This window comes from Variovorax sp. 350MFTsu5.1 (genome assembly GCF_048302515.1).
Lineage (GTDB): Bacteria > Pseudomonadota > Gammaproteobacteria > Burkholderiales > Burkholderiaceae_C > Variovorax > Variovorax guangxiensis.
The window spans coordinates 212,934-233,616 of record NZ_CP157620.1; the positions used below are offsets into that span (position 1 = coordinate 212,934).

Below are 20,683 nucleotides of genomic sequence, written 5' to 3' on the forward strand. Positions count from 1 at the left end.
GCTCAGACCTTCGGGAAGGGGTTGGGCTCGACGAGCTGGGGCGATTCCCACACGATGTCGAACTGCCCGTCGGGCCGCGCGCGGCCCACGCGCACCTTCTTCCACACATGGTGGTTGGTGGCGTGCACGCGCACCGTGCCTTCGGGAGCCTCGATCTCCACGCCGGCGGCGGCGGCAGTGACCTTGTCGACGTCGAAGGACTTGGCCTTCTCCACCGCCAGCTTCCAGAGGTACACGCTGTTGTAGGCCACCTCCATCGGGTCGCCGATCACGCGGTCCTGTCCGTACTTCGCCTTGAAGGCCTTCACGAACTTCTCGTTGGCCGGCGACTTGATGCTCTGGAAGTAGCCCATGCAGGCGTAGTAGCCCGCGGCGTTGTCCTTGCCGATGCCGTCGATCTCGTTCTCCGACACCACGGTCGACAGCAGCACCTGCTTGGCGCCATCGAGCCCCGCCGCGCGCAGCTGCTTGTAGAACGCCACGTTGGAGCCGCCCACCACGGTGCTGTAGATGCAGTCGGGCTTGGCGGCCTTGATCTTGTTGATGATCGAGGAGAACTCGGTGTGGCCCAGCGGCGCGTACTCCTCGCCGAGCACCTTGCCGCCGGCCTTGGCGATGGCGGGCTTGGCGATCTTGTTGCAGGTGCGCGGGTAGATGTAGTCGGAGCCCACGAGGAAGAAGCTCTTGCCCTTCTCGCGCGCCATCCACTCGACCGCCGCGATCACCGACTGCGTGGCTTCCTGCGAGGGGTAGAACACGCGCTTGTCCTGCTCCTGGCCCTCGTAGTAGGTCGGGTAGAACAGCAGCCCCTTGACCTGGTTGAGCACCGGCAGAAGTGCCTTGCGCGAGGCCGAGGTGTAGCAGCCGATGATGGCCGCGACCTTGTCGCGCTCCAGCAGCTTGCGCGCCTTCTCGGCGAACACCGGGTTCTCGCTGGCGCCGTCCTCCACCACGGCCTCGATCTTCCGGCCCATCACGCCGCCGGCCGCGTTGATCTCCTCGATGGCCAGCTTCTCGGCATCGACCAGCGAAGCCTCGGCGATGGCGATGGTGCCCGAGAGCGAATGCAGCAGCCCCAGCTTCACGGGGCCGCTGTCCTGCGCCGAGGCGATGCCGGTCACGCCGCCCGCGGCGCCCAGCACGATCATCGAGCCGCCGGTCTTCACGATCTGGCGGCGGTTGAAAAGCTTCGTCATGTCAAATTCCTTCGTGTATTTGTGCGAGTCATCAGGAAGATCCGACCTTCGGCAACCGCGCGTTGGGTGTCTCCTCCCGCGGCGCGGCCCTGCAAACGAACGCTGCATTGCCAGTGCATCTTTTTCCGGGCAAGGCTCCGCCACCGGATGCGGCGCATCCGTTTCGAAAAAGCACTCTTGCGGCCGAAAAAGCAAAAAAGCCCGAACCGGTGGTTAGACCGATTCGGGCTTTGTTGCCCGACGCCTCGCTGGCAGCACTGGCAGCGGGTGTCGTATGACTGGTAACGATTGCTCGTTGGGGCGGATTCTTCTCAACTCACCCCGGCATGAACATACGCTGTTTCGCTAATTGGCGAAAACGCGGCGCCTGTGTTATTCGCGCTCAGCGCGGGCGCGCGTAGCCCGACTCGATCCAGGCGCTCGCGCTGCTCGCCGTGAGCCTGAACCCGGGCGACACGCTCACGCTGGCGAGTTCGGAGTCGTCGGCATCGTCGTAGGCGCTGAGCGTGGCCGTGGGGTTGTCCTCGTCGGGAACAATGGCAAGCGCCACGCGCACGCGCCTGTCGTCGCGCGCGGTGACGGTCACGCTCTTGTTGAGCGTGGCGTGCAGCTGCTGCTCGTGGCGGCGGATGACTTCGGCGGCGGTCTTCACCAGCGTGGAGAAGGCGGGCGCGTCGAGCGGCTTCGGGTTCTTCTTGTCGCGGCCCATGGTCCAGGGGCCGACAAGTGCGGGCTCGGGGTCGCCGTGGCGGGTCATCTCGACGGCCCAGCCGTCGTCTTCCTCGTTCTTGATGATGCGGGCGGTCCAGCGGTCGTCGCGCCAGAGGCGGTCTTCCTGCAGGGGGAGGGTGTCGGAGTCTGTGGTCGTATCGGTCATTCGGATGCTTGCTGTCTGGCGCGTGGCATTTTCGCCTGTGCCGTATCCGCTTCGGCGTTGCCCACGTAGCGCGAGAGCCCCTCGACCAGCGCGTCGAAGGCCACGCGGCAGCGCGGGCTGTTGCGCAGGTCCTCATGCATCGTGACCCAGGTGTCCAGCTTCAGCGAGAAGGCGCGCGGCATCAGCCGCACCAGCGCGGGGTCGCGCTTCGCGAGGCCCACCTGGCAGACGCCGATGCCCGCGCCCGCGCGGATCAGCGCGAGCTGGGCGAGGTCGCTGTCGGCGCGCAGCGAGAAGGTGTCACGCGTGAAGTTCCTGATCGACTTTCCCGCCGCGCGCACGAAGGCCGGCGGCTGGTCGTAGCCGATGACGGTGTGCGCCGGCAGGTCGTCGAGGTTGCGCGGCGTGCCGTGGCGCGCGATGTAGTCGCGATGCGCGTGAAAGCCCAGCTCGATGTTGCCGATGCGGCGCGCGACCAGCTGCTCCTGCCGGGGCCGCACCATGCGCACCGCGATGTCGGCCTCGCGCCTGAGCAGGTCCTGCACGCGGTTGGTCGACACCAGCTCGACCTTCAGCGCCGGATGCGCCTCGCGCAGCTGCGTGATGATGGGCGGCAGCACCTCCGTGCCCACCACCTCGCTGGCCGATACGCGTACCACGCCGCGCACGCCTTCGCCCTGGCTGGTGGCGGCGCGCTCCATCGAGGCCGCGATGCTCTCCATGGCCTCCGCGTGCGTACGCAGCGCCAGCGCGACCTCGGTGGGCAGCAGGCCGGTCTGCGAGCGTGTGAAGAGCACTACACCCAGCGCCTCTTCGAGCGCGGCCACGTGGCGGCCCGCCGTGGGTTGGGTGATGCCGAGCGCGCGCGCCGCGCCCGACAGGGAGCCCTCGCGCAGCACGCCGAGGAAGGAGCGGTAAAGCTCCCAGCCGATGTTCCAGGTCATGCATAAATGTATGGCTGATGGCTCATGTTCGGCAATTCCAATGCAACCCCGTCGAAACCAGAATTCTTCCATCGACAACTGTTCTGGAGCATTTCATGGCACACGAAACGGCACGCAACGACAAGGTTCTGGTTCTCGGCGCAACGGGCGGCATCGGCGGCGAGGTGGCCCGCCAGCTGCGCGATGCGGGCTGGGATGTGCGGGCGCTCAAGCGCGGCGCAACAGAGGGAAAGAGCGACGGAATCGCCTGGCTGGCGGGCGACGCGATGGACGAGCAGTCGGTGCGCCGCGCCGCGAAGGGCTGCTCGGTCATCGTGCATGCGGTCAACCCGCCGGGCTATCGCGGCTGGTCGGAGCTGGTGCTGCCGATGCTCGACAGCACCATCGCCGCAGCCAAGGCCGAGGGCGCGACCATCGTGCTGCCGGGCACGGTCTACAACTTCGGTCCCGATGCCTTTCCGCTGCTCGCGGAGGATTCGCCGCAGCATCCGCTCACCAGCAAGGGCGCGATCCGCGTCGAGCTGGAGCGGCGCCTCGAGGAGGCCAGCCGGCAGGGCGCGCGCGTGCTGATCGTGCGCGCCGGCGATTTCTTCGGGCCGAAGGCCGGCAACAACTGGTTCTCGCAGGGCCTGGTGAAGGCGGGCCAGCCCGTGCGGGCCGTGAGCCAGCCCGGCAGCCCCGGTGTAGGCCACCAGTGGTCTTACCTGCCGGACGTGGCGCGCACCATGGTCGAGCTGCTCGCGCGGCGCGACAGGCTGGAGCCCTTCGCGCGCTTCCACATGGCGGGCCACTGGGATCCGGACGGCACGCGCATGAGCGAGGCCATCCGCAAGGTGGTGGCGCGGCGCACCGGCGCGAAGGTCCGCGTGTCGGCCTTTCCGTGGTGGCTGCTGGCGCTGGCCTCGCCCTTCGTCGTGACCTTCCGGGAACTGCGCGAGATGCGCTACCTGTGGCGCACGCCCGTGGCGATGGACAACGCGAAGCTGGTGGCCTTTCTCGGTCGCGAGCCGCACACGCCGCTCGAAGAGGCCGTGGAGACGGCGCTGGACGGCATGGGCTGCCTGACCACGGCGCCGGTGGCTGCCGCCGCCTGAGGCAGGTTCAGAAAACCGACAGACCCGTGCGCGCCACGAACATTTCGAGCGCCTTCATGCCCAGCAGCGAATTGCCGGTGGCGTCGAGCGCGGGTGACCACACGCACAGCGTGAGCCTGTCGGGCACCACCGCGACGATGCCGCCGCCCACGCCGCTCTTGCAGGGCAGGCCGATGGAGAAGGCCACGTCGCCCGCCGCGTCGTAGGTGCCGCAGGTGAGCATCAGCGCGTTGATGCGGCGCGTCTGCCGCTCGCCCGTGACCTCGGGCTCGCCGTCGATGGGGTGTGCCCCGTCGCGGCACAGGAAGGCGGCGGCGCGCGCCAGCTGGCGGCAGCTCATGCGCAGCGCGCATTGGTGGAAGTAGGTGTCCAGCACGGTCTCGACGTCGTTGTCGATCTTGCCGAAGCTCTTCATGAAGTTGGCCAGCGCGATGTTGCGAAAGCCCGTGTCGGCCTCCGATTGCGCCACTTCGTCGTCGAAGGCGATGGGCTCGCCGCACAGGCTGCGCATGAGCGCGAGGATGTCGGCCTTGGCGCTGCCGCCGCTGGCTTTGGCCTGGCTCACCAGCCGGTCGGCCACCGCGATGGCGCCGGCATTGATGAAGGGATTGCGCGGCTTGCCCTGTTCGTTTTCCAGCTGCACCAGCGAGTTGAACGGGTTGCCCGAGGGCTCGCGGCCGATGCGCTCCCACAGCGCGTCGCCCATGCGCTGCATGGCGAGCGTGAGCGTGAAGAGCTTGGAAACGCTCTGGATGGAGAAGGGCGTCTCGAAGTCGCCCGCGCCGGCTTCCTCGCCCTCGCAGGTGCGCAGCGCGATGCCGAACTGCCGGGCATCGACGCGCGCGAGCGCCGGAATGTAGCTGGCGACCTTGCCGCCCTGGCCGAGCTGCGGGCGCAGCGTGGCGACGATCTCGTCGAGGACGGGCTGGAATCGGGTGATGTTGCTGCTCATGCGCTGCGTTGTACCGCAGGCCGCCGGTTCACCAGCACGATGCCCAGCGCCACGCCGATGAGCGCCACGATCAGTTGCGCAGTGAGCGGCTCCTTCAGCAGCGCCACGCCGAACACCAGCGCGAAGAGCGGCGTGAGAAAGGTGAAGGACGACATCTGCGTGGCGGGGTAGTGCCGCAGCAACCACATCCATGCGAGATAGCTGGCGAAGGCGCCGACCACCGTCTGCAGCCCGATGGAGGTCCAGGCCCAGGCCGAGTACGAGAAGCTCCAGTGCTCGCCGAGCACCAGCGACAGCACCGGGCACATCGCCGCGGTGACCGCCACCTGGTAGAACAGCGTCTTCTCGGCGCTGGCCGTGGCCAGGCGCGTGGTGCGCAGCGTGAGCGTGGTCAGGCCCCAGAGCATGCCGGCCGCCAGCGCCATGCCGTCGCCGATGAGCTGCGACGAGCTCATGTGGGCGAAGCCCTCGCTGAAGGCCAGCACCACGCCCGAGAACGCGATGAAGAGCCCCAGCCACTGGAAGCCGCGCAGCCGCTCCGCAGGCACCCACCGCGGCAGCAGCAGCGAAACCCAGAACGGCGCGGTGTAGAGGAACACCGTGAGCCGCGATGCGCTGGTGTGCTGCAGCCCCAGGTAGATGCCGGCGAACTCGCCCGCGAACAGCATGCCCGCCAGAAGCCCGGGCCACAGCGTGCCGTCGCGCTCGAAGAGCGGCACGCGCCGCCACACGCACCACAGCCACAGCAGCACAGTGGCGCCGACCATGCGGATCGAGGCCTGCCACATCGGCGGCACCTCCGCCACGGTGGTCTTGATGAGGATCTGCTGCAGGCCCCAGAAGGCACAGCAGGCGATGAGCAGGCCGATGGCGAGGCCGTCGAGGTGGGTCTTGCGCTGGATCATTCGGATCGGGTCGTTCGCGGCGAGGAGCCGCCGGATTCATCCGATGATCGTATCGCGGCGGCGTGTTCGGCGTGCGCGCGAGGCTTCCCGGCCCCTATCTCGGCGGGGCCACCGGATAGGGCGGCTTGCCCCGCGTGCCCGTCATCAGGTCGGGCACCACGGTTTCCACGTCGGCCACCGCGCGCGCGGCGCGCTCCAGCTTCCTGGCGAGCGCCGCGTCCGGCACGCAGCCCTGCAGGTACACCCAGCGGCGCTGGATGATGACCCAGACGCTGCTTTTCTTCACCCCCGGCACGGCCAGCAGCGCGGCGCGCACCTTGGGCGCGAGCGGCTTGTCGTAGCGGTAGGCGTTGCTGTCGGCGCACTTGCCGGCCAGCCAGCATGTGGTGCCGCGCTCCAGCCTCGAATGGGTCTGCAGGCGACGCTCTTGCGCCGTGTAGAACGGGCCCTCGGGCACGGCGCAGGCCGGCAGGCCCGAGGAGAGCTGGAAGAACGGGTCGTCGAACCAGTTCTGCTTGACCGGCCCGTTCGCTTCCTGCGCCGTGCCGGCCTGCGCGGCGAGCAGCAGGACAAGCAGGAGCGCAGGACGATGAGTCACAAGGGATGCTCCGTGTAGAAGCGACCGCCGTGGAAGAGCAGCGGCGATGCGCCCGCGTCGTGCGAGCAGCGCTCCACCTCGCCGACGAAGATCACGTGGTCGCCTTCGTCGTAGCGGCTGCGGTTGAAGCACTCGAAGCTGGCCGCCGCGCCCACGAGCACCGGCGCGCCGCCCAGGCCCTCGGTGAAGGCCACGTCGGCCCAGCGGTCGATGTTCTTGGTGGCGAAGCGCTCGGCCAGCGCCTTCTGGTTGGCCGCGAGGATGTTCACCGTGTAGTGCGAGCCGGCGCTGAGCGCGGGCATCGAGCCGGCCGCGCGCGACAGGCTCCACAGCACCAGCGGCGGCGTCAGCGACACCGAGTTGAAGGAGTTGGCCGTGAGGCCGACCAGCGTGCCGTTCGCCGCGCGCGCGGTCACGACGGTGACGCCGGTGGCGAACATGCCGAGGGCTTCACGGAACTCGTCGGACGAAAAGGAGGGCGGCTGGGCCCGGCGGGGAGTGGTCACTGAAAAAAGACGCAAAGGCTTGAAGGCGGAGGGCCATTTTGGCTCAGTGCCCGCCGGCCTGCCCGAGCGGGTCCATCAACTCGTCGACCAGCCGGGTATAGACGGCGGCCGCCGGCGAAGGCGTGCGCGCCGCCAGCGTGACGAGGCTGTAGTGCGTCTGCATGCGCTCCAGGCCCGCCACCGGCAGGGGAACGAGGGTGTCGGTGTCGTGGCCCGGCACGGGGGCGACCGGCGCGAGGATCACCGCGTCGGCGGTGAGCGCCAGGTGCCGCAGCGTGCCGGCGTCGTCGCAGGTCACGTTGAACACGCCGCGGTCGCCGCGCGGCGCCACCCGGTCGAACTGCGCCGCGACCTCCGCCGGCAGGCGCGGGCCGGCGACGGGGTAGGCCATGAGCTTGTCGAGCGGCACGGGCCGGGGCTTGAGCTTCAGCAGCGGGTGCTTAGGTCGCACGAAGAAGGACACCGGCAGGTTGGGCAGCCGCGAGAGCTTCAGCCCGGGCTGAAGCTTCGTCAGGTCTCGCGTGTCGGCGACGAACAGATCGAGCTCGCGGCGGTGCAGGCGCTCGCACAGCGTGGCGGTGTCGGCCACTTCCATGCGCATCTGCAACTGCGGGTGGCGCTGCGTCATGAGTGACAGGGCGGCGCGCCCGAGCGTGCCGGCGGCGAAGGGGCCGAAGCCGACCGCGAGGCTGCCGATGGCAAGGCCTTCGAGCTGCAACACGTCGCGCGCGATCTGCTGCGCGTCGGCCAGCAGCTCGCGGGCGCGCGCCAGCACCAGCTCGCCGGCCTGGGTGAAGCGCACGCTGCCATAGGCGCGGTCGACCAGGCGCGCCTGCAGGTTCTCTTCGAGGTTCTCGATGCTGCGCGAAAGCGCCGGCTGCGAGAGATGCACCGCCTGGGCCGCGCGGCCGAAGCTGCCCTGGTCGGCGAGGGCGACGAGATGCTGGAGCTGGCGCAGCTGCATTTTGCGTTTTGCTTCAAAAGGAAGCGCATATTTTGCATTTGCCAATGGTTCTGGCGCTTCGCATCATTGCCGGATGAAATCTTCCTCGCCCGCTCCTTCTTCCTTCTCCGTTGCGCTCGTCGCCCTTGCATGCGCGCTGGGCGCGCCGTCGGCCTCCTTTGGGCAGACCGAGCCCAAGGCGCCCGAGCCCTCCACGCTGCAGGCCAACGCCGAGATGGCGAAGACGCTGCCCTTTGCCAACCGGCAGGACTTCGAGGACGCGATGCACGGCTTCGTCGGCACCGTGCCCGACGCGCTGGTGCCGGGCTCCGGCGCGCGCCCGGTGTGGAACATGAAGCCCTACGACTTCCTCAAGGCCGGGGCGCCGGCCGACACCGTCAATCCGAGCCTGTGGCGCCAGGCGCAGCTCAACGCGATCCACGGGCTCTTCAAGGTGACCGATCGCGTCTACCAGGTGCGCGGCTTCGATCTCGCGAACATGACCATCGTCGAAGGCGACAGCTCGCTGATCGTCATCGATCCGCTCCTGGCCGCCGAGACCGCGCGCGCCGCGCTGGAGCTCTACTACCAGCACCGTCCGCGCAAGCCGGTGGGCACGGTGATCTACACGCACGGCCATGCCGACCACTTCGGCGGCGTGAAGGGCGTGATCGACGAGGCCGACGTGAAGGCTGGCCGCGTGCAGGTGCTCGCGCCCTCGGGCTTCATGGAAACGGCGGTGGCCGAGAACATCCTCGCGGGCAACGCGATGAGCCGGCGCTCGCAGTACCAGTTCGGCACGCTGCTGCCGCCGGGCCCGCGCGGGCAGGTGGACACCGGCCTGGGCAAGGCGCTGGCGCGCGGCACCATGTCGCTGATCGCGCCCACGTCCACCATCGACAAGCCCACGGAGGAGCGCACCATCGATGGCGTGCAGTTCGTCTTCAGGCTGGTGCCGGGCTCCGAGGCGCCGTCGGAAATGCTCATGTACCTGCCGCAGTTCCGCGTGCTCAACATGGCGGAGGACGTGACGCACAACATGCACAACCTCTACACCATCCGCGGCGCGGAGGTGCGCGACGGCAACCTGTGGTCGAAGTACATCGACGAGGCACGCGTGGCCTTCGGCGGCAAGGCCGAGGTGCTGATCGCCCAGCACCACTGGCCCACCTTCGGGCAGGACCGCATCGTCGACCTGCTGAAGAAGCAGCGCGACATGTACAAGTTCATCAACGACCAGTCGCTGCGCCTGCTCAACCAGGGCTACACGGCGGCCGACATCGCCGAGATGCTGCGCATGCCCGCGAGCCTGGAGCAGGAGTGGTCGGCGCGCGGCTACTACGGCACGCTGCGGCACAACGCCAAGGCCGTGTACCAGAAGTACCTGGGCTGGTACGACGCCAACCCCGCCAACCTGAACCCGCTGCCGCCTGTGGCCTATGCGAAGAAGACGGTCGAGTACATGGGCGGCGCCGACGCGGTGCTGGCGCGCGCCCGCGAAGATTTCAGGAAGGGCGAGTTCCGCTGGGTGGCCAGCGCGATGAGCCAGGTGGTGTACGCCGACCCCGCCAACCGCGCGGCCCGCGAACTGGGCGCCGACGCCCTGGAGCAGATGGGCTACCAGTCGGAGGCCGGCACCTGGCGCAGCGCCTATCTGGTGGGCGCGATGGAGCTGCGCAACGGCGTGCCGAAGATCGCGGGCGGCAACAGCGCCAACGCTGATTCGCTCAAGGCCGTGAGCAACGACCTGTTCTTCGACTTCCTCGGCGTGCGGCTGAACGCGGCCAGGGCCGAGGGCAGGAAGATGGCCATCAACTGGAACTTCACCGATTCGAACCAGCAGTTCGTGCTGACGCTGGAGAACTCCGCGCTCACGCACATCGCGGGCCGCCAGCCGGATGCCGACGCCACCGTGACGCTGAGCCGCGCCACGCTGGACGCGATCACACTGAAGGAAACCAGCTTCCCGGCGGCGGTGCTCGCGGGCAAGGTGAAGATCGACGGCGACCGCACGAAGCTGGCGGAGCTGATGTCGATGCTCGACACCTTCGAGCCGATGTTCCCGGTCGTCGAGCCCCGCGCTCAGCCGAAGAACCAATAGCAGACAGCGATGGCGGCCACCACACCCGCCAGCTCGGCCAGCAGCGCGCACGACACCGCGTGCCGCGTGCGCTGGATGCCCACCGCGCCGAAGTACACCGCAAGCACGTAGAAGGTGGTCTCGGTGCTGCCCTGGATGGTGGCGGCCACCAGCGCGGGGAAGCTGTCGACGCCGTGGCTCTTCATGGTCTCGATCAGCATCGCGCGCGCCGCGCTGCCCGAGAAGGGCTTGACCAGCGCGGTGGGCATGGCGTCGACGAAACGCGCGTCGAAGCCCACCGCCGTCACCAGCCAGCGCAGGCCGTCCAATGCGAAATCGAGCGCGCCCGAGGCGCGCAGCACGCCGATGGCGCACAGCATCGCCACCAGGTAGGGCAGCAGGTTCTTCGCGATGTCGAAACCTTCCTTCGCGCCCTCGATGAAGCATTCGTACACCTTGATGCGGCGGATGGCGCCCGCCAGCAGGAACACGACGATCACGCCGAACAGCGTCAGATTGCCCAGCAGCGACGACAGTGAGGCGATGGCCGTCGCCGACAGCGTGCCCAGCAGGGCCATGAATCCGCCCAGCAGCAGCGCGCCCGGCACCAGGTAGGCCAGCACCACCGGGTCCCACAGCCGCAGGCGCTGCGCCACCGCCACCGACAGCAGCCCGACCAGCGTGGAGGCGCTGGTGGCCAGCAGGACAGGCAGGAACACCAGCGTCGGGTCGCCCGCGCCCTGCTGCGCGCGGTACATGAAGATGGTGACCGGCAGCAGCGTCAGCGACGAGGCGTTGAGCACCAAAAAGAGGATCTGCGCGTTGGTGGCCGTCACCGGGTCGGGGTTCAGGCGCTGCAGCTCGCGCATCGCCTTCAGGCCGATGGGCGTGGCGGCGTTGTCCAGCCCCAGCGCGTTGGCCGCGAAGTTCATGGTGATCAGCCCGAGCGCCGGATGCCCCGCCGGCACGCCCGGCATGAGCCGCCGGAAGAGCGGCCCCAGCAGCCGCGCGAGCCAGCCCACCAGCCCCGCCGCCTCGGCGATGCGCAGGAAGCCCAGCCACAGCGTGAGCGTGCCGAACAGCAACACCATCACCTCGACCGCCAGCCGCGCCATCGCGAACAGGCTTTCGACCAGCGCCGCGAACACGGTCGGATCGCCCCCCACCAGCCAGCGCACCAGCGCTGCCAATGCCGCCACCCCGAAGAAACCCAGCCACAAGCCGTTGAGCACGCTTCTTTTCCTTTTGTTTCGCTTCGATGATAGGCCCGCCATCCGGGCCCGCCGCGAGCTACAGTTCGGCCCATGCGCGCCTCCACCGTCCGCCGATTCGCCGCTCTCGTCCTGGGCGCCGCCGCCCTCTGGCTGGCGGGTTGCGCGAGCCTGCCGCCGCCGCAGCCGCGTCCGGTGGTCACGGCTGTTACCGACGTGTCGCAGACAGAACTGGGGCAGCTGGCGGCCAAGGGCACGCCGGGCGGTTCGACCTCGCTTTCGGGTTTCCGGCTGCTGCCGGAGGCCGCCTTCGCCTTCGACGCGCGCATCTCGCTCGCGCGGCATGCCGAGAAGTCGCTCGACGTGCAGTACTACCTGATCCAGAAGGACGACGTCGGCCTGCTGTTCCTCAAGGAGCTGCGCGAGGCCGCGGCGCGCGGCGTGCGCGTGCGGCTGCTGGTGGACGACCTCTACACGGGCGGCGAGGACGAGGTGTTCAGCACGCTGTCGGCCTTCCCGAACATCGAGGTGCGGCTGTTCAACCCGCTGCCGTCGCGCGCGAGTTCGCTGGCCACGCGGCTGCTGTTCTCGCTGACCGATTTCGGCCGCATCAACCACCGCATGCACAACAAGCTTCTGGTGGCCGACAACAGCTTCGCGGTCTCGGGCGGCCGCAACATCGCCAACGAATACTTCATGCGCAGCACGGCCGCGAACTTCATCGACATGGACGTGCTGTCCAGCGGCCCGGTGGTGCGCCAGATGTCCGAGGGCTTCGACCGCTACTGGAACAGCGAGCACGTGCGCCCCATCGAGCAGATCGCGCCGCTGCGCATGCCCGTTGCGCAGGCGCAGAAGCGCTTCGACGAGATCGCGCGTACCGCGGTGCCCGACGTGGCCATGCACCAGCGCGACGTGCTCGACAAGTCGCCGGTGGGGCAGCAGCTCATCGCCGGCAACGTCGAGCGCTACTGGGCGCCGTCGACGCTGTTCGTGGACGACCCCGAGAAGATCACGCGCAAGGCCGAGGCCGCCTATGAGGGAAGCGTGACCGAGGGGGCGCTGAGCGTCATCAATTCGGCCAGACGCGAGGTGAAGATCGGCTCGCCGTACTTCATCCCGGGTGCGCGCGGCATGGCGATGATGAAGAAGGCCATCGAGCGCGGCGGGCGCATCACGGTGGTGACGAACTCGCTGGGCGCCACCGACGAGCCCCTGGCCTATGCGGGCTACGAGCGCTACCGCGCCGACATGCTGAAGATCGGCGTCACCATCTACGAGATCGCGCCCACGCTCACCGGCAAGTCGGGGCGTTTCGGCGACTTCGGCAAGTCGATCAGCCGGCTGCACGCCAAGCTGGCGATCGTCGACGATGAGCGCTTCTTCATCGGCTCGATGAATCTCGACCACCGCTCGGCCGCGGTCAATACCGAGATGGGGCTGGTCATCGACAGCCCCGAGCTGGTGAAGGACTACGACAGGCTCATGAGCGGCGAGCGCGTGAACCTCGGCTACCGGCTGCGGCTCGCGCCCAACGGCCGGCGCGTGCAGTGGCTGGAGTACGACGACGCCGGCGGCGACATCGTCCACGAGGACGAGCCCGGCGAATTCCTCTGGCTGCGCTTCAAGAACTGGCTGCTGCTGCCGATCGTGGGCGAAGAGCTGCTGTAGCGGTTCCTTCGTCGATGCGCGCCCGCGGCGCGCCTGCGGCCATGTAATACGGCTTGCACACTGGCCCTCTAGATTGCGGCGTCCCACGACACAACAACCAGAGGGATTCCCAGATGCGCACCACACTCACCCCGGCCCCCGCGCCGCGCGCCATGCGCGACCTGCGCTGGCTGGCCGGCCTGGCCTGCACCGCCATCCTGCTGCAGGGCTGCAACGGCGGCGGCAACAACCAGTCGATCGTCCTGGGGCCGCCGGCGGCCCCGGCCCCGGCACCCGCTCCGGCCCCAGCGCCGGCTCCCGCCCCGCAACCCGACGCCGCCTCGGCCGACGCCAACCTGCAGGCCACCTGGGTGGAGATCGGCGACAACAACGCGGCCATCGCGCGCGCCATCACCAGCTACGCCGCACCGTCGGCCGACACGACGGCCGACGCCAGCGCCGTGTGCCCGCAGATCACGATCGACGGCAAGGTCACGCGAATGACCCTGCGCGTGGGCGCCGGCACCATGGCGCTGCGCACCACGGCCAGCGACCCGGCCGATTCGAAGCCTTCCGCCTTTCCCGTCTCGGCCTGCGAGACCACGCTGCCGGCCGACGCGAAGCAGGCCGCCATCGGCAGCCGCACGCTGCCGATGCCCAAGGCCGAGCCGCAACGTGTTCTGGTGCTGGCCGACACCGGCTGCCGCCTGAAGAAGGCCGACAAGGCCTACCAGCCCTGCAACGACAGCACCGTGTGGCCCTTCGCTCCGCTCGCGGCCACCGGCGCGGGCTTCAACCCCGACCTGGTGCTGCACATCGGCGACTACCACTACCGCGAGAACACCTGCCCCGACGACATCGCCGGCTGCAAGGACAGCCCCTGGGGCTATGGCTGGGACACCTGGCAGGCCGACTTCTTCAAGCCGGCCGCGCCGCTGCTGGCCAAGGCGCCGTGGATCGTGGTGCGCGGCAACCACGAGGAATGCGCGCGCGGCGGCCAGGGCTGGATCCGCTTCCTCGATCCGCGCCCGTACTCCGACAAGCGCTCGTGCAACGACCCGGCCAACGACAGCACCGGCAACTATTCCGAGCCATACGCGGTGCAGCTGGGCACCGGCTCGCAGATCATCGTGTTCGACTCGGCCAAGGCCGGCAAGGCGGCGCTGGCGACCAACGATCCGCAGTTCATCGCCTACCAGAAGCAGTTCCAAACCGTCGCGACGCTGGCCGCCAAGCCTGGCATCACGACCACGATGTTCACCAACCACCACCCGATCCTGGCCTTCGCGCCGGTCGCGGGCCAGACCCCGGCGCCGGGCAACCTCGCGCTGCAGTCGGTGATGAGCAACCTCAACCCCAAGGCCTACTACCCGAGCGGCGTGCACGTCGCGCTGCACGGCCATGTGCACGACTTCCAGGCGCTGAACTTCGCCACCGACCATCCCGCGACGCTGGTGTCGGGCAACGGCGGCGACAACCTCGACGTGGCGCTGCCCGATCCGCTGGCACCCGGCACCACGCCCGCGCCGGACGTGACGGTCGACCGCATCACGCACCATGCCAGCTTCGGCTTCATGCTGATGGAGCGCAAGGCCTCGCCCGGCGTGGGCTGGACCTTCAAGGCCTACACCGTGGCCGGCAAGCTGCTCGCCACCTGCGTGCAGACCGGGCGCACGCTGGCTTGCGACAAGACGGGCTTCCTGACGCCGTGACGATGCGTGCCGCGCTGGCGATGGCGGCCGCCTGCCTGGGCTGGCCGGGCGTGGCTGCCGCCGCCACCACCGTGGAGATCAACCCGGGCGGCCCGCCGAGCATGGTCGTCGAACGCATCGGCGCCACGCCGAAGGTCTCAGCGCGCATCGATCCCACCGAGGCCACCTTCAGGCCCGACCCGGCGCTGGCCGCGCTGGGCAAGCGCATCTTCTTCGACACGCGGCTGTCGCAGCCGCAGGGCACCTCCTGCGCGAGCTGCCACGATCCGCTGCGCGCCTTCACCTCGACGCTGAACGCGCCTTCGCTGGCCGGCCCGCGCACGCCGCAGGGCAGCCGGCCGGGGCGCTTCAGCCCGCGCACGGCGCCGTCGCTGCTGTACGTGCGCTACGTGCCGCGGCGCCACTTCTACCAGGACGACGACGCGCCTTTCGCCTCGCCGTTCGGCGGCCTCTTCGCCGACGGCCGCGCCGATACGCTGGCCGAGCAGGCGCGCGGCCCGCTGTTCGACCCCGACGAGATGAACAACGCCTCGCCGCAGAGCCTGCTGCGCAAGCTGCGCGGCACCGACCTGGCTCCCGCGATGTCGCTGGCCTTCGGGCCGCGCGTGCTGCGCGACCCCGAACAGGCGGTGAAGGGCATCGGCCAGGCTTTGCAGGCCTACCTGCAGAGCGACGAAATGGCGCCCTTCAGCTCGCGCTTCGACGACTACCTGCGCAAGCGCACGCCGCTGAGCCCGCAGGAGATGCGCGGCCTCGCGCTGTTCAAGAACCCCGACAAGGGCAACTGCATGTCGTGCCACACGCTGTCGGACACGGCGAGCCGGCCCGAGCGTTCGCTCTTCACCGACTTCGGCTACGACGCCATCGCCGTGCCGCGAAACCTCTCGCTGCCGGCCAACCGCGATCCGCGCCGCTTCGACAACGGCCTGTGCCGCACCGCGGCGCAGCTGCGCTGGCCGGAGCCGAACCAGTGGTGCGGCTACTTCCGCACGCCGGGGCTGCGCAACGTGGCGGTGCGCCAGAGCTTCATGCACAACGGCGTGTTCACCACGCTGCGCGACGCGGTCGCGTTCTATGCCACGCGCTCCACCGACCCTGCGAAGTGGTACCACGGCAGGCCGACCTTCGACGACGTGCCCGCCGCCTACCGGGGCAACATCAACGTCAACTCCACGCCGATGAACCGTCGCCCCGGCACCACGCCCGCGCTGACCGACGAGGAGATCGACGAGATCAGCGCCTTCCTCGGCACCCTGACCGACGCACGCTATGTGGCGGCCATGCCGAAGCCGGCCATGAAGTAGCAGCCAAGGTCATCTCCGGCACGGCAAGGTGCGTTACATTTCTCGCAAGAGTGTGAACTTTTGTCACAGACGCATTCATTTCCGGAGACTTCGACCATGACCGTTCCCGTGCCGCGCGAGTCGATTGCGCCGCTTTCCAACAGCCGTCGGCGTGCGCTGACCGGGCTGGCCGCCGCCACTGCCGCCGCCGGCCTCGGCTTTCCGGCGCTCGCGCAGAACCGGCCGCTGCGCGTGGGAACGACCTTCGACAACAGCAGCGTCGAGAAGGCCAACGGCCAGGGCCTGTACCAGGGCTCCAGCGCCTTCTTCAATGCGCTGAACAAGGCTGGCGGCATCAACGGCTCCAAGGTCGAGCTCGTGATGGCCGACGACACCTTCAAGCCCGACGTGGCCAAGGCCAACGCGCTGGCCTTCGAGAAGGACAGCTCCGTGCTCGCGCTGGTGCACCCCCTGGGCACGCGCCAGACGGCCGAGGTGATGGATGCGGTGCCCGGCATGGCCGTGGTGGGCCCCATCACCGGCACGATCTCGCTGCGCAAGAAGAATTCGCCCAACACCTTCTGGGTGCGCGCCAACTACGACCAGGAAGTCGAGAAGCTGGTGAGCACCGCCGCCGTGCTGGGCCAGAGCCGCATCGGCCTCGTGCATTCGAACGATCCGCTGGGGCAGTCGGTGCTGGCCGCCTTCAAGGCCGCGCTGGCGAAGGCGAAGCTGGAGCCGGCGGTGATCGCGACCACGCCCAACACCACCAGCATGGAAGTGGGCCCCGCCGCCGAAGCCATCGCCAAGGCCAAGCCTCAGGTGGTGGTGGTCGGTCTGGCCGGCACGGCGCCGGTGTTCCTGAAGGCGCTGCGCGAGGCGGGCAACAGCAGCTCGGCCTACGGCCTGTCGATCACCGCCAGCGCGCTGTCGGCCATGGGCGACCTGGCCAAGGGCCTGGGCTTCGTGATCGTGGTGCCCTCGCCGTACTCGACCAAGTTCGAGATCGTGCGCCGCTACCAGGCCGACATGGTGGCCAACGGCGTCAAGGACTTCTCGCTCACCAGCCTGGAGGGCTACCTGAACGCGGCGGTGCTCGCAGAGGGCATGCGCCGCGCGGGCGGCTCGCTCACCCGCGCATCGGTGATGTCGGGGCTCGCGAGCATCGAGAACTTCGACCTGGGCGGCGTGAAGATCAACTACGGGCGCACCAACCGCGAAGGCGGCCAGTTCGTGGACGTGGCCGTCATCGGCAGCCGCGGCCAGATGCTCAGCTAGGCCGCCGGGCGCGAAAGCGGGAACGGACAGCCGAACGCAGAAGGAATACGAAAACTACGCAGAAGTCGCAGAAGAAATCGAAAACTTTTTTGGTTTTCCTTTTGCGACCTTCGCGAAACCTTCGCGCCCTCTGCGTCCGGCTGCCCGCTTCCGAATTTCAGACCCCGACCCCGAGCAGCCCCTCGAGCAGCGACGCGTCCTCCGCCAGCTCCGCACTGAGCCCCGCGTGCACCACGGTGCCGCGCTCCAGCACGATCGCCTTGTGCGTCATCTCCAGCGCGAGCACCGGGTGCTGCTCCACCACGATCGACGCGAGCCCCTCCGACTCGCACAGCCGGCGGATCGCCGTCGCCAGTTCCTCCACGATGATCGGCGCGAGGCCCTCCATGGGCTCGTCGAGCAGCAGCAGCTTCGGGTTGGTCATGAGCGCGCGGCCGATGGCGAGCATCTGCTGCTCGCCGCCCGACAGCTGGTTGCCGTAGTTGCCGCGACGCTCGCGCAGGCGCGGGAAGAAGTCGTAGACGCGCTTGAGGTTCCAGCCGCCGAGCCGCGAGATGACGGTGAGGTTCTCTTCGACCGTGAGCGAGGGGAACACCTCGCGCTCCTGCGGCACCCAGCCCAGCCCCGCGCGCACGCGCTGGTGCGAGGGCCAGCGCACGATGTCCGTGCCCTGCCAGCGGATCGCGCCCTGCATCACGCGGGTGTTGCCCATCAGCGTCTCGAGCAGCGTGGTCTTGCCCACGCCGTTGCGCCCGAGGATGGCGAGGCTCTCGCCCTGCTGCAGGGAGAAATCGAGCCGGTCGAGCACCACGGCGTTGCCATAGCCGGCGGTGACGTTGTCGAAGGCGAGTGCTTCAGGCATGGGTGTGTGGGTGGTGATGGAGGTGCGAGCTGCCCAGGTAGACCTCGCGCACGCGCGGATCGGCGCCGATGTCCGACGGCGTGCCCTCGGTGAGGATGCGTCCGCCCACCAGCACCGAGATGCGGCGCGCGAAGCGGAAGACCAGCTTCATGTCGTGCTCGATGAAGAGCACGCTGATGTCAGACGGTAGAGCCGCGATGGCTTCGAACAGCTCGCCGCTCTCGTCCTCGGGCACGCCGGCGGCGGGCTCGTCGAGCAGCAGGATGCGGGGTTTGGCCGCCAGCGCGAGCGCGATTTCGAGCAGCCGCTGCTTGCCGTAGGCCAGCTCGGCCACGGGCACGTCGGCCAGGCTGTCGAGCTTGAGCGTGCCCAGCAGCGCATGCGCCTCGTCGAACACGGCCGTGCAGCCCTTCAGCGGCCGCCACCAGGTGGCGCCCAGCCCTTCGCGCTCGCTGATCGCCAGCACCACCGACAGCAGCGGCGTGAGGCTGGGAAAGAGCGTGTTGATCTGGAAGGTGCGCGCCAGGCCCATTCGGGCGCGCTTGTCGCCGGGCAGCCGCGTGATGTCGGTCCCGCCCATGTGGATGCTGCCGCTGGTGGGCTTGAGCACGCCGGTCAGCAGGTTGATGAGCGTGGTCTTGCCGGCGCCGTTGGGACCGATCAGCGCCTGCCGCGCGCCGGGTTCGAGCGAGAGGTTCACCTCGGCCACGGCCTGGAAGGCGCCGAAGCGCACGCCGAGGTCCTGCGTGCGCAGGGTGTGCGTGGTGTTCGTCATCGCGCCTTCCCCGTGCGAACGAAGCGCGAGAGCGCGCCCATGATGCCGCCGCGCCCCAGCATGACCGCCGCGATCAGGAAGATGCCGAGCCAGAACATCCAGTACTGCGGGTTCATGTCGGCGAACCAGTCGTGCACCAGCATGTAGACGATGGCGCCGATCATCCCGCCATAGAGCCGCCCCGTGCCGCCGAGCACCAGGATGATGAGCACCTCGGCCGAGCGGTTGAAGCCGATCGATTCGATGCCGACGAACTGCGTGGTCTGCGCCAGCAGCGCGCCCGCCACGCCCGCCACCGCGGCCGAGAAGGCGTAGGCCATGCGCAGCCGCGCCTCCACCGGCGAGCCGATGGCCGTCATGCGCTTGCGGCTGTCGTGGATGCCGCGCAGCGCCAGCCCGAAGGGCGAGCGCAGCACCAGCCGCACCAGCAGAAACATTGCGAGCACCACGCCGAAGGCGTAGCCGAACGCGGTCTTGCCGTAGAGGTCGAATTCGAAGAAGCCGAGCACCGGCGCGATGGCCACGCCCTGCAGTCCGTCGGTGCCGCCGGTGATGCCCGAGAGCCGGTTGGCCAGCTCGTAGAGCAGCACGCACACGCCGATGGTGATCATCAGCCGCGTGAGGTCGGCGCCGCGCACCACCAGGTAGCTCAGCGCATAGCCCAGCGCGCCGCACACCGCGAGCGCGAACACGAGGCCGCTGAAGGGCTCGCTCCAGCCGTACTTGGCGAGCAGCCCGGCCGCGTAGGCGCCCGCGCCGAAGAAGGCCGCGTGGCCCACGGTAAGGATGCCCGCGTAGCCCAGCGCCATGTCGAGCGACACCGCGAACAGGCCGAAGATCAGCACCTGGCTCATCAGCGTGAGCTTGTCGGGCAGCAGGAAGAAGCTCGACGCCAGCGCGAGCCAGAAGGCCGCTTCGGCGATGCGCAGCTGCGCGGGGGACAGGTTCAGGGCTTTCATGCGAGCCCCTTCTTCGCGACGATGCCGTTCGGACGCACCAGCAGCATGGCGATCATGAAGACGTAGATGAGGAATGCGCCGGTCTCCGGCAGATAGTACTTGCCCGCCACGTCGACGATGCCGACCAGCAGCGCCGCGATGAAAGGCCCCGTGACGGTGCCCGCGCCGCCGACGCAGACCACCATCAGGAAATAGACGAGGTACTTGAGCGGGAACGAGGGCTCCAGCCCCAGCATGCCCAGGCTCAGCGCGCCGCCCAGGCCCGCGAGGCCGCAGCCCAGCGAGAAGGTCAGGAAGAAGAGCCGCTGCACGTGGATGCCGGTGCCGCCGGCCACGCGCTGGTTGTCGACCGCCGCGCGCACCATCGCGCCGTAGCGCGTCTTGCCCAGGCCCAGCAGCAGGGCAGCCAGCACGAGCACGCCGCAGACGATCAGGAAGAGCCGGTAGCGGCCTACTTCCAGGCCCGCCAGCGACACCTGCCCGTCGAGCGCCGGCGGCAGCGTGAAGGGCTGCATCGTCGGGCCGAAGAAGTAGGTGAAGGCGGCGATGGACACGAACACCACGCCGATCGACAGCAGCACCTGGTCCAGCGGATGCGCGCGGTACAGGCGCCGGTAGAACACGAACTCCAGCACCGCGCCCACCAGTGCCGCCGCCACGAAGGCGGCCGCCAGCGAGAGGCCGAAGCCGAGCCCGAAGCGGTTCATCAGCACGGCGGCTGCGTAGCCGCCCACCATCGCGAAGCTGCCATGCGCGAGGTTGACGAAATTCATGAGCCCCATCGTGATGGACAGGCCCACGCCGATGAGGAAGAGGAGCATGCCGTAGGCCACTCCGTCGAAGATCACGATGCCCATG

Annotated in this window: 19 protein-coding genes; 6 read left to right on the forward strand and 13 right to left on the reverse strand. The window is 69.0% G+C overall.

From position 1 onward, the window contains the following. Positions 1 to 2: 2 nt before the first annotated feature. From urtA to ABL843_RS00935, 3 genes are all read right to left on the reverse strand, one after another. Positions 3 to 1,196 carry an urea ABC transporter substrate-binding protein gene (urtA, locus tag ABL843_RS00925; protein WP_418118678.1) on the reverse strand — a complete coding sequence of 398 codons (1,194 nt, stop codon included), beginning with the start codon at positions 1,194 to 1,196 and terminating at the stop codon, positions 3 to 5. A gap of 382 nt (positions 1,197 to 1,578) precedes the next feature. Continuing rightward, the gene (locus tag ABL843_RS00930) at positions 1,579 to 2,073 is read right to left on the reverse strand and encodes a hypothetical protein (RefSeq protein ID WP_418118679.1); all 495 of its coding nucleotides are present in this window, start codon (positions 2,071 to 2,073) and stop codon (positions 1,579 to 1,581) included. Further along, positions 2,070 to 3,017, reverse strand: coding sequence for a LysR family transcriptional regulator (locus ABL843_RS00935; protein ID WP_418118680.1), 948 nt, complete (start codon positions 3,015 to 3,017; stop codon positions 2,070 to 2,072). The genes ABL843_RS00930 and ABL843_RS00935 overlap by 4 nt, the downstream gene beginning before the upstream one ends. Positions 3,018 to 3,112: 95 nt before the next feature. On the opposite strand from ABL843_RS00935, the gene ABL843_RS00940 reads away from it, so the two are divergent. Beyond that, on the forward strand, positions 3,113 to 4,111 hold the full coding sequence (locus ABL843_RS00940) for an NAD-dependent epimerase/dehydratase family protein (protein WP_418118681.1): 999 nt from the start codon (positions 3,113 to 3,115) through the stop codon (positions 4,109 to 4,111). Positions 4,112 to 4,118: 7 nt separating this feature from the next. Here ABL843_RS00940 and ABL843_RS00945 read toward each other — a convergent pair whose 3' ends face one another. From ABL843_RS00945 to ABL843_RS00965, 5 genes are all read right to left on the reverse strand, one after another. Continuing rightward, a complete protein-coding gene (locus tag ABL843_RS00945) occupies positions 4,119 to 5,063 on the reverse strand; it encodes a glutaminase (RefSeq protein ID WP_418118682.1) in 945 nt (314 codons plus the stop codon). Further along, positions 5,060 to 5,968 carry a DMT family transporter gene (locus tag ABL843_RS00950; RefSeq protein WP_126020513.1) on the reverse strand — a complete coding sequence of 303 codons (909 nt, stop codon included), beginning with the start codon at positions 5,966 to 5,968 and terminating at the stop codon, positions 5,060 to 5,062. Before ABL843_RS00950 ends, ABL843_RS00945 begins: the two co-directional genes overlap by 4 nt. Positions 5,969 to 6,062: 94 nt before the next feature. Then, on the reverse strand, positions 6,063 to 6,566 hold the full coding sequence (locus ABL843_RS00955; RefSeq protein WP_126020511.1) for a BON domain-containing protein: 504 nt from the start codon (positions 6,564 to 6,566) through the stop codon (positions 6,063 to 6,065). Then, a complete protein-coding gene (locus ABL843_RS00960; protein ID WP_184638853.1) occupies positions 6,563 to 7,072 on the reverse strand; it encodes a flavin reductase family protein in 510 nt (169 codons plus the stop codon). Before ABL843_RS00960 ends, ABL843_RS00955 begins: the two co-directional genes overlap by 4 nt. A gap of 43 nt (positions 7,073 to 7,115) precedes the next feature. After that, the gene (locus ABL843_RS00965; protein ID WP_418118683.1) at positions 7,116 to 8,036 is read right to left on the reverse strand and encodes a LysR family transcriptional regulator; all 921 of its coding nucleotides are present in this window, start codon (positions 8,034 to 8,036) and stop codon (positions 7,116 to 7,118) included. A gap of 73 nt (positions 8,037 to 8,109) precedes the next feature. On the opposite strand from ABL843_RS00965, the gene ABL843_RS00970 reads away from it, so the two are divergent. Then, on the forward strand, positions 8,110 to 10,116 hold the full coding sequence (locus tag ABL843_RS00970; protein WP_418118684.1) for an alkyl/aryl-sulfatase: 2,007 nt from the start codon (positions 8,110 to 8,112) through the stop codon (positions 10,114 to 10,116). Here ABL843_RS00970 and ABL843_RS00975 read toward each other — a convergent pair. Then, the gene (locus ABL843_RS00975) at positions 10,098 to 11,327 is read right to left on the reverse strand and encodes a nucleoside recognition domain-containing protein (protein WP_418118685.1); all 1,230 of its coding nucleotides are present in this window, start codon (positions 11,325 to 11,327) and stop codon (positions 10,098 to 10,100) included. The two genes, ABL843_RS00970 and ABL843_RS00975, sit on opposite strands and share 19 nt — an antisense overlap. A 72-nt stretch (positions 11,328 to 11,399) precedes the next feature. Here ABL843_RS00975 and ABL843_RS00980 point away from each other — a divergent pair, with 72 nt between their 5' ends. From ABL843_RS00980 to ABL843_RS00995, 4 genes are all read left to right on the forward strand, one after another. Beyond that, positions 11,400 to 12,977 carry a phospholipase D family protein gene (locus ABL843_RS00980; RefSeq protein ID WP_184638846.1) on the forward strand — a complete coding sequence of 526 codons (1,578 nt, stop codon included), beginning with the start codon at positions 11,400 to 11,402 and terminating at the stop codon, positions 12,975 to 12,977. A gap of 113 nt (positions 12,978 to 13,090) precedes the next feature. Then, on the forward strand, positions 13,091 to 14,668 hold the full coding sequence (locus tag ABL843_RS00985) for a metallophosphoesterase (RefSeq protein WP_418118686.1): 1,578 nt from the start codon (positions 13,091 to 13,093) through the stop codon (positions 14,666 to 14,668). Positions 14,669 to 14,670: 2 nt separating this feature from the next. Then, positions 14,671 to 15,972 (forward strand): cytochrome-c peroxidase, encoded by a 1,302-nt coding sequence (locus ABL843_RS00990; protein WP_418120544.1) that lies wholly within the window; start codon positions 14,671 to 14,673, stop codon positions 15,970 to 15,972. 96 nt (positions 15,973 to 16,068) lie between these two features. Then, positions 16,069 to 17,229 carry an ABC transporter substrate-binding protein gene (locus tag ABL843_RS00995; protein ID WP_184638842.1) on the forward strand — a complete coding sequence of 387 codons (1,161 nt, stop codon included), beginning with the start codon at positions 16,069 to 16,071 and terminating at the stop codon, positions 17,227 to 17,229. Between the two features lie 157 nt (positions 17,230 to 17,386). Here ABL843_RS00995 and ABL843_RS01000 read toward each other — a convergent pair whose 3' ends face one another. From ABL843_RS01000 to ABL843_RS01015, 4 genes are read right to left on the reverse strand one after another with little or no spacing between them, the layout of a single operon-like run. Further along, positions 17,387 to 18,091, reverse strand: coding sequence for an ABC transporter ATP-binding protein (locus tag ABL843_RS01000; protein ID WP_184638841.1), 705 nt, complete (start codon positions 18,089 to 18,091; stop codon positions 17,387 to 17,389). Beyond that, complete coding sequence (locus ABL843_RS01005; protein WP_418118687.1) at positions 18,084 to 18,866, reverse strand: ABC transporter ATP-binding protein; 783 nt, start codon at positions 18,864 to 18,866, stop codon at positions 18,084 to 18,086. Before ABL843_RS01005 ends, ABL843_RS01000 begins: the two co-directional genes overlap by 8 nt. Next, positions 18,863 to 19,825 (reverse strand): branched-chain amino acid ABC transporter permease, encoded by a 963-nt coding sequence (locus tag ABL843_RS01010; protein ID WP_418118688.1) that lies wholly within the window; start codon positions 19,823 to 19,825, stop codon positions 18,863 to 18,865. The genes ABL843_RS01005 and ABL843_RS01010 overlap by 4 nt, the downstream gene beginning before the upstream one ends. Next, positions 19,822 to 20,682, reverse strand: a complete 861-nt coding sequence (locus ABL843_RS01015) for a branched-chain amino acid ABC transporter permease (protein ID WP_418118689.1) — start codon at positions 20,680 to 20,682, stop codon at positions 19,822 to 19,824. Before ABL843_RS01015 ends, ABL843_RS01010 begins: the two co-directional genes overlap by 4 nt. Position 20,683: the final 1 nt, after the last annotated feature.

Coding starts and splice junctions, on each gene's coding strand:
- urtA (WP_418118678.1), bottom strand. CDS start 1,196: ATGACGAAGCTTTTCAACCGCCGCCAGATCGTGAAGACCGGCGGCTCG.
- ABL843_RS00945 (WP_418118682.1), bottom strand. CDS start 5,063: ATGAGCAGCAACATCACCCGATTCCAGCCCGTCCTCGACGAGATCGTC.
- ABL843_RS00995 (WP_184638842.1), top strand. CDS start 16,069: ATGACCGTTCCCGTGCCGCGCGAGTCGATTGCGCCGCTTTCCAACAGC.
- ABL843_RS00985 (WP_418118686.1), top strand. CDS start 13,091: ATGCGCACCACACTCACCCCGGCCCCCGCGCCGCGCGCCATGCGCGAC.
- ABL843_RS01005 (WP_418118687.1), bottom strand. CDS start 18,866: ATGACGAACACCACGCACACCCTGCGCACGCAGGACCTCGGCGTGCGC.
- ABL843_RS00930 (WP_418118679.1), bottom strand. CDS start 2,073: ATGACCGATACGACCACAGACTCCGACACCCTCCCCCTGCAGGAAGAC.
- ABL843_RS01010 (WP_418118688.1), bottom strand. CDS start 19,825: ATGAAAGCCCTGAACCTGTCCCCCGCGCAGCTGCGCATCGCCGAAGCG.
- ABL843_RS00990 (WP_418120544.1), top strand. CDS start 14,671: ATGCGTGCCGCGCTGGCGATGGCGGCCGCCTGCCTGGGCTGGCCGGGC.
- ABL843_RS00980 (WP_184638846.1), top strand. CDS start 11,400: ATGCGCGCCTCCACCGTCCGCCGATTCGCCGCTCTCGTCCTGGGCGCC.
- ABL843_RS01015 (WP_418118689.1), bottom strand. CDS start 20,682: ATGGGCATCGTGATCTTCGACGGAGTGGCCTACGGCATGCTCCTCTTC.
- ABL843_RS00940 (WP_418118681.1), top strand. CDS start 3,113: ATGGCACACGAAACGGCACGCAACGACAAGGTTCTGGTTCTCGGCGCA.
- ABL843_RS00950 (WP_126020513.1), bottom strand. CDS start 5,968: ATGATCCAGCGCAAGACCCACCTCGACGGCCTCGCCATCGGCCTGCTC.
- ABL843_RS00965 (WP_418118683.1), bottom strand. CDS start 8,036: ATGCAGCTGCGCCAGCTCCAGCATCTCGTCGCCCTCGCCGACCAGGGC.
- ABL843_RS00970 (WP_418118684.1), top strand. CDS start 8,110: ATGAAATCTTCCTCGCCCGCTCCTTCTTCCTTCTCCGTTGCGCTCGTC.
- ABL843_RS00935 (WP_418118680.1), bottom strand. CDS start 3,017: ATGACCTGGAACATCGGCTGGGAGCTTTACCGCTCCTTCCTCGGCGTG.
- ABL843_RS01000 (WP_184638841.1), bottom strand. CDS start 18,091: ATGCCTGAAGCACTCGCCTTCGACAACGTCACCGCCGGCTATGGCAAC.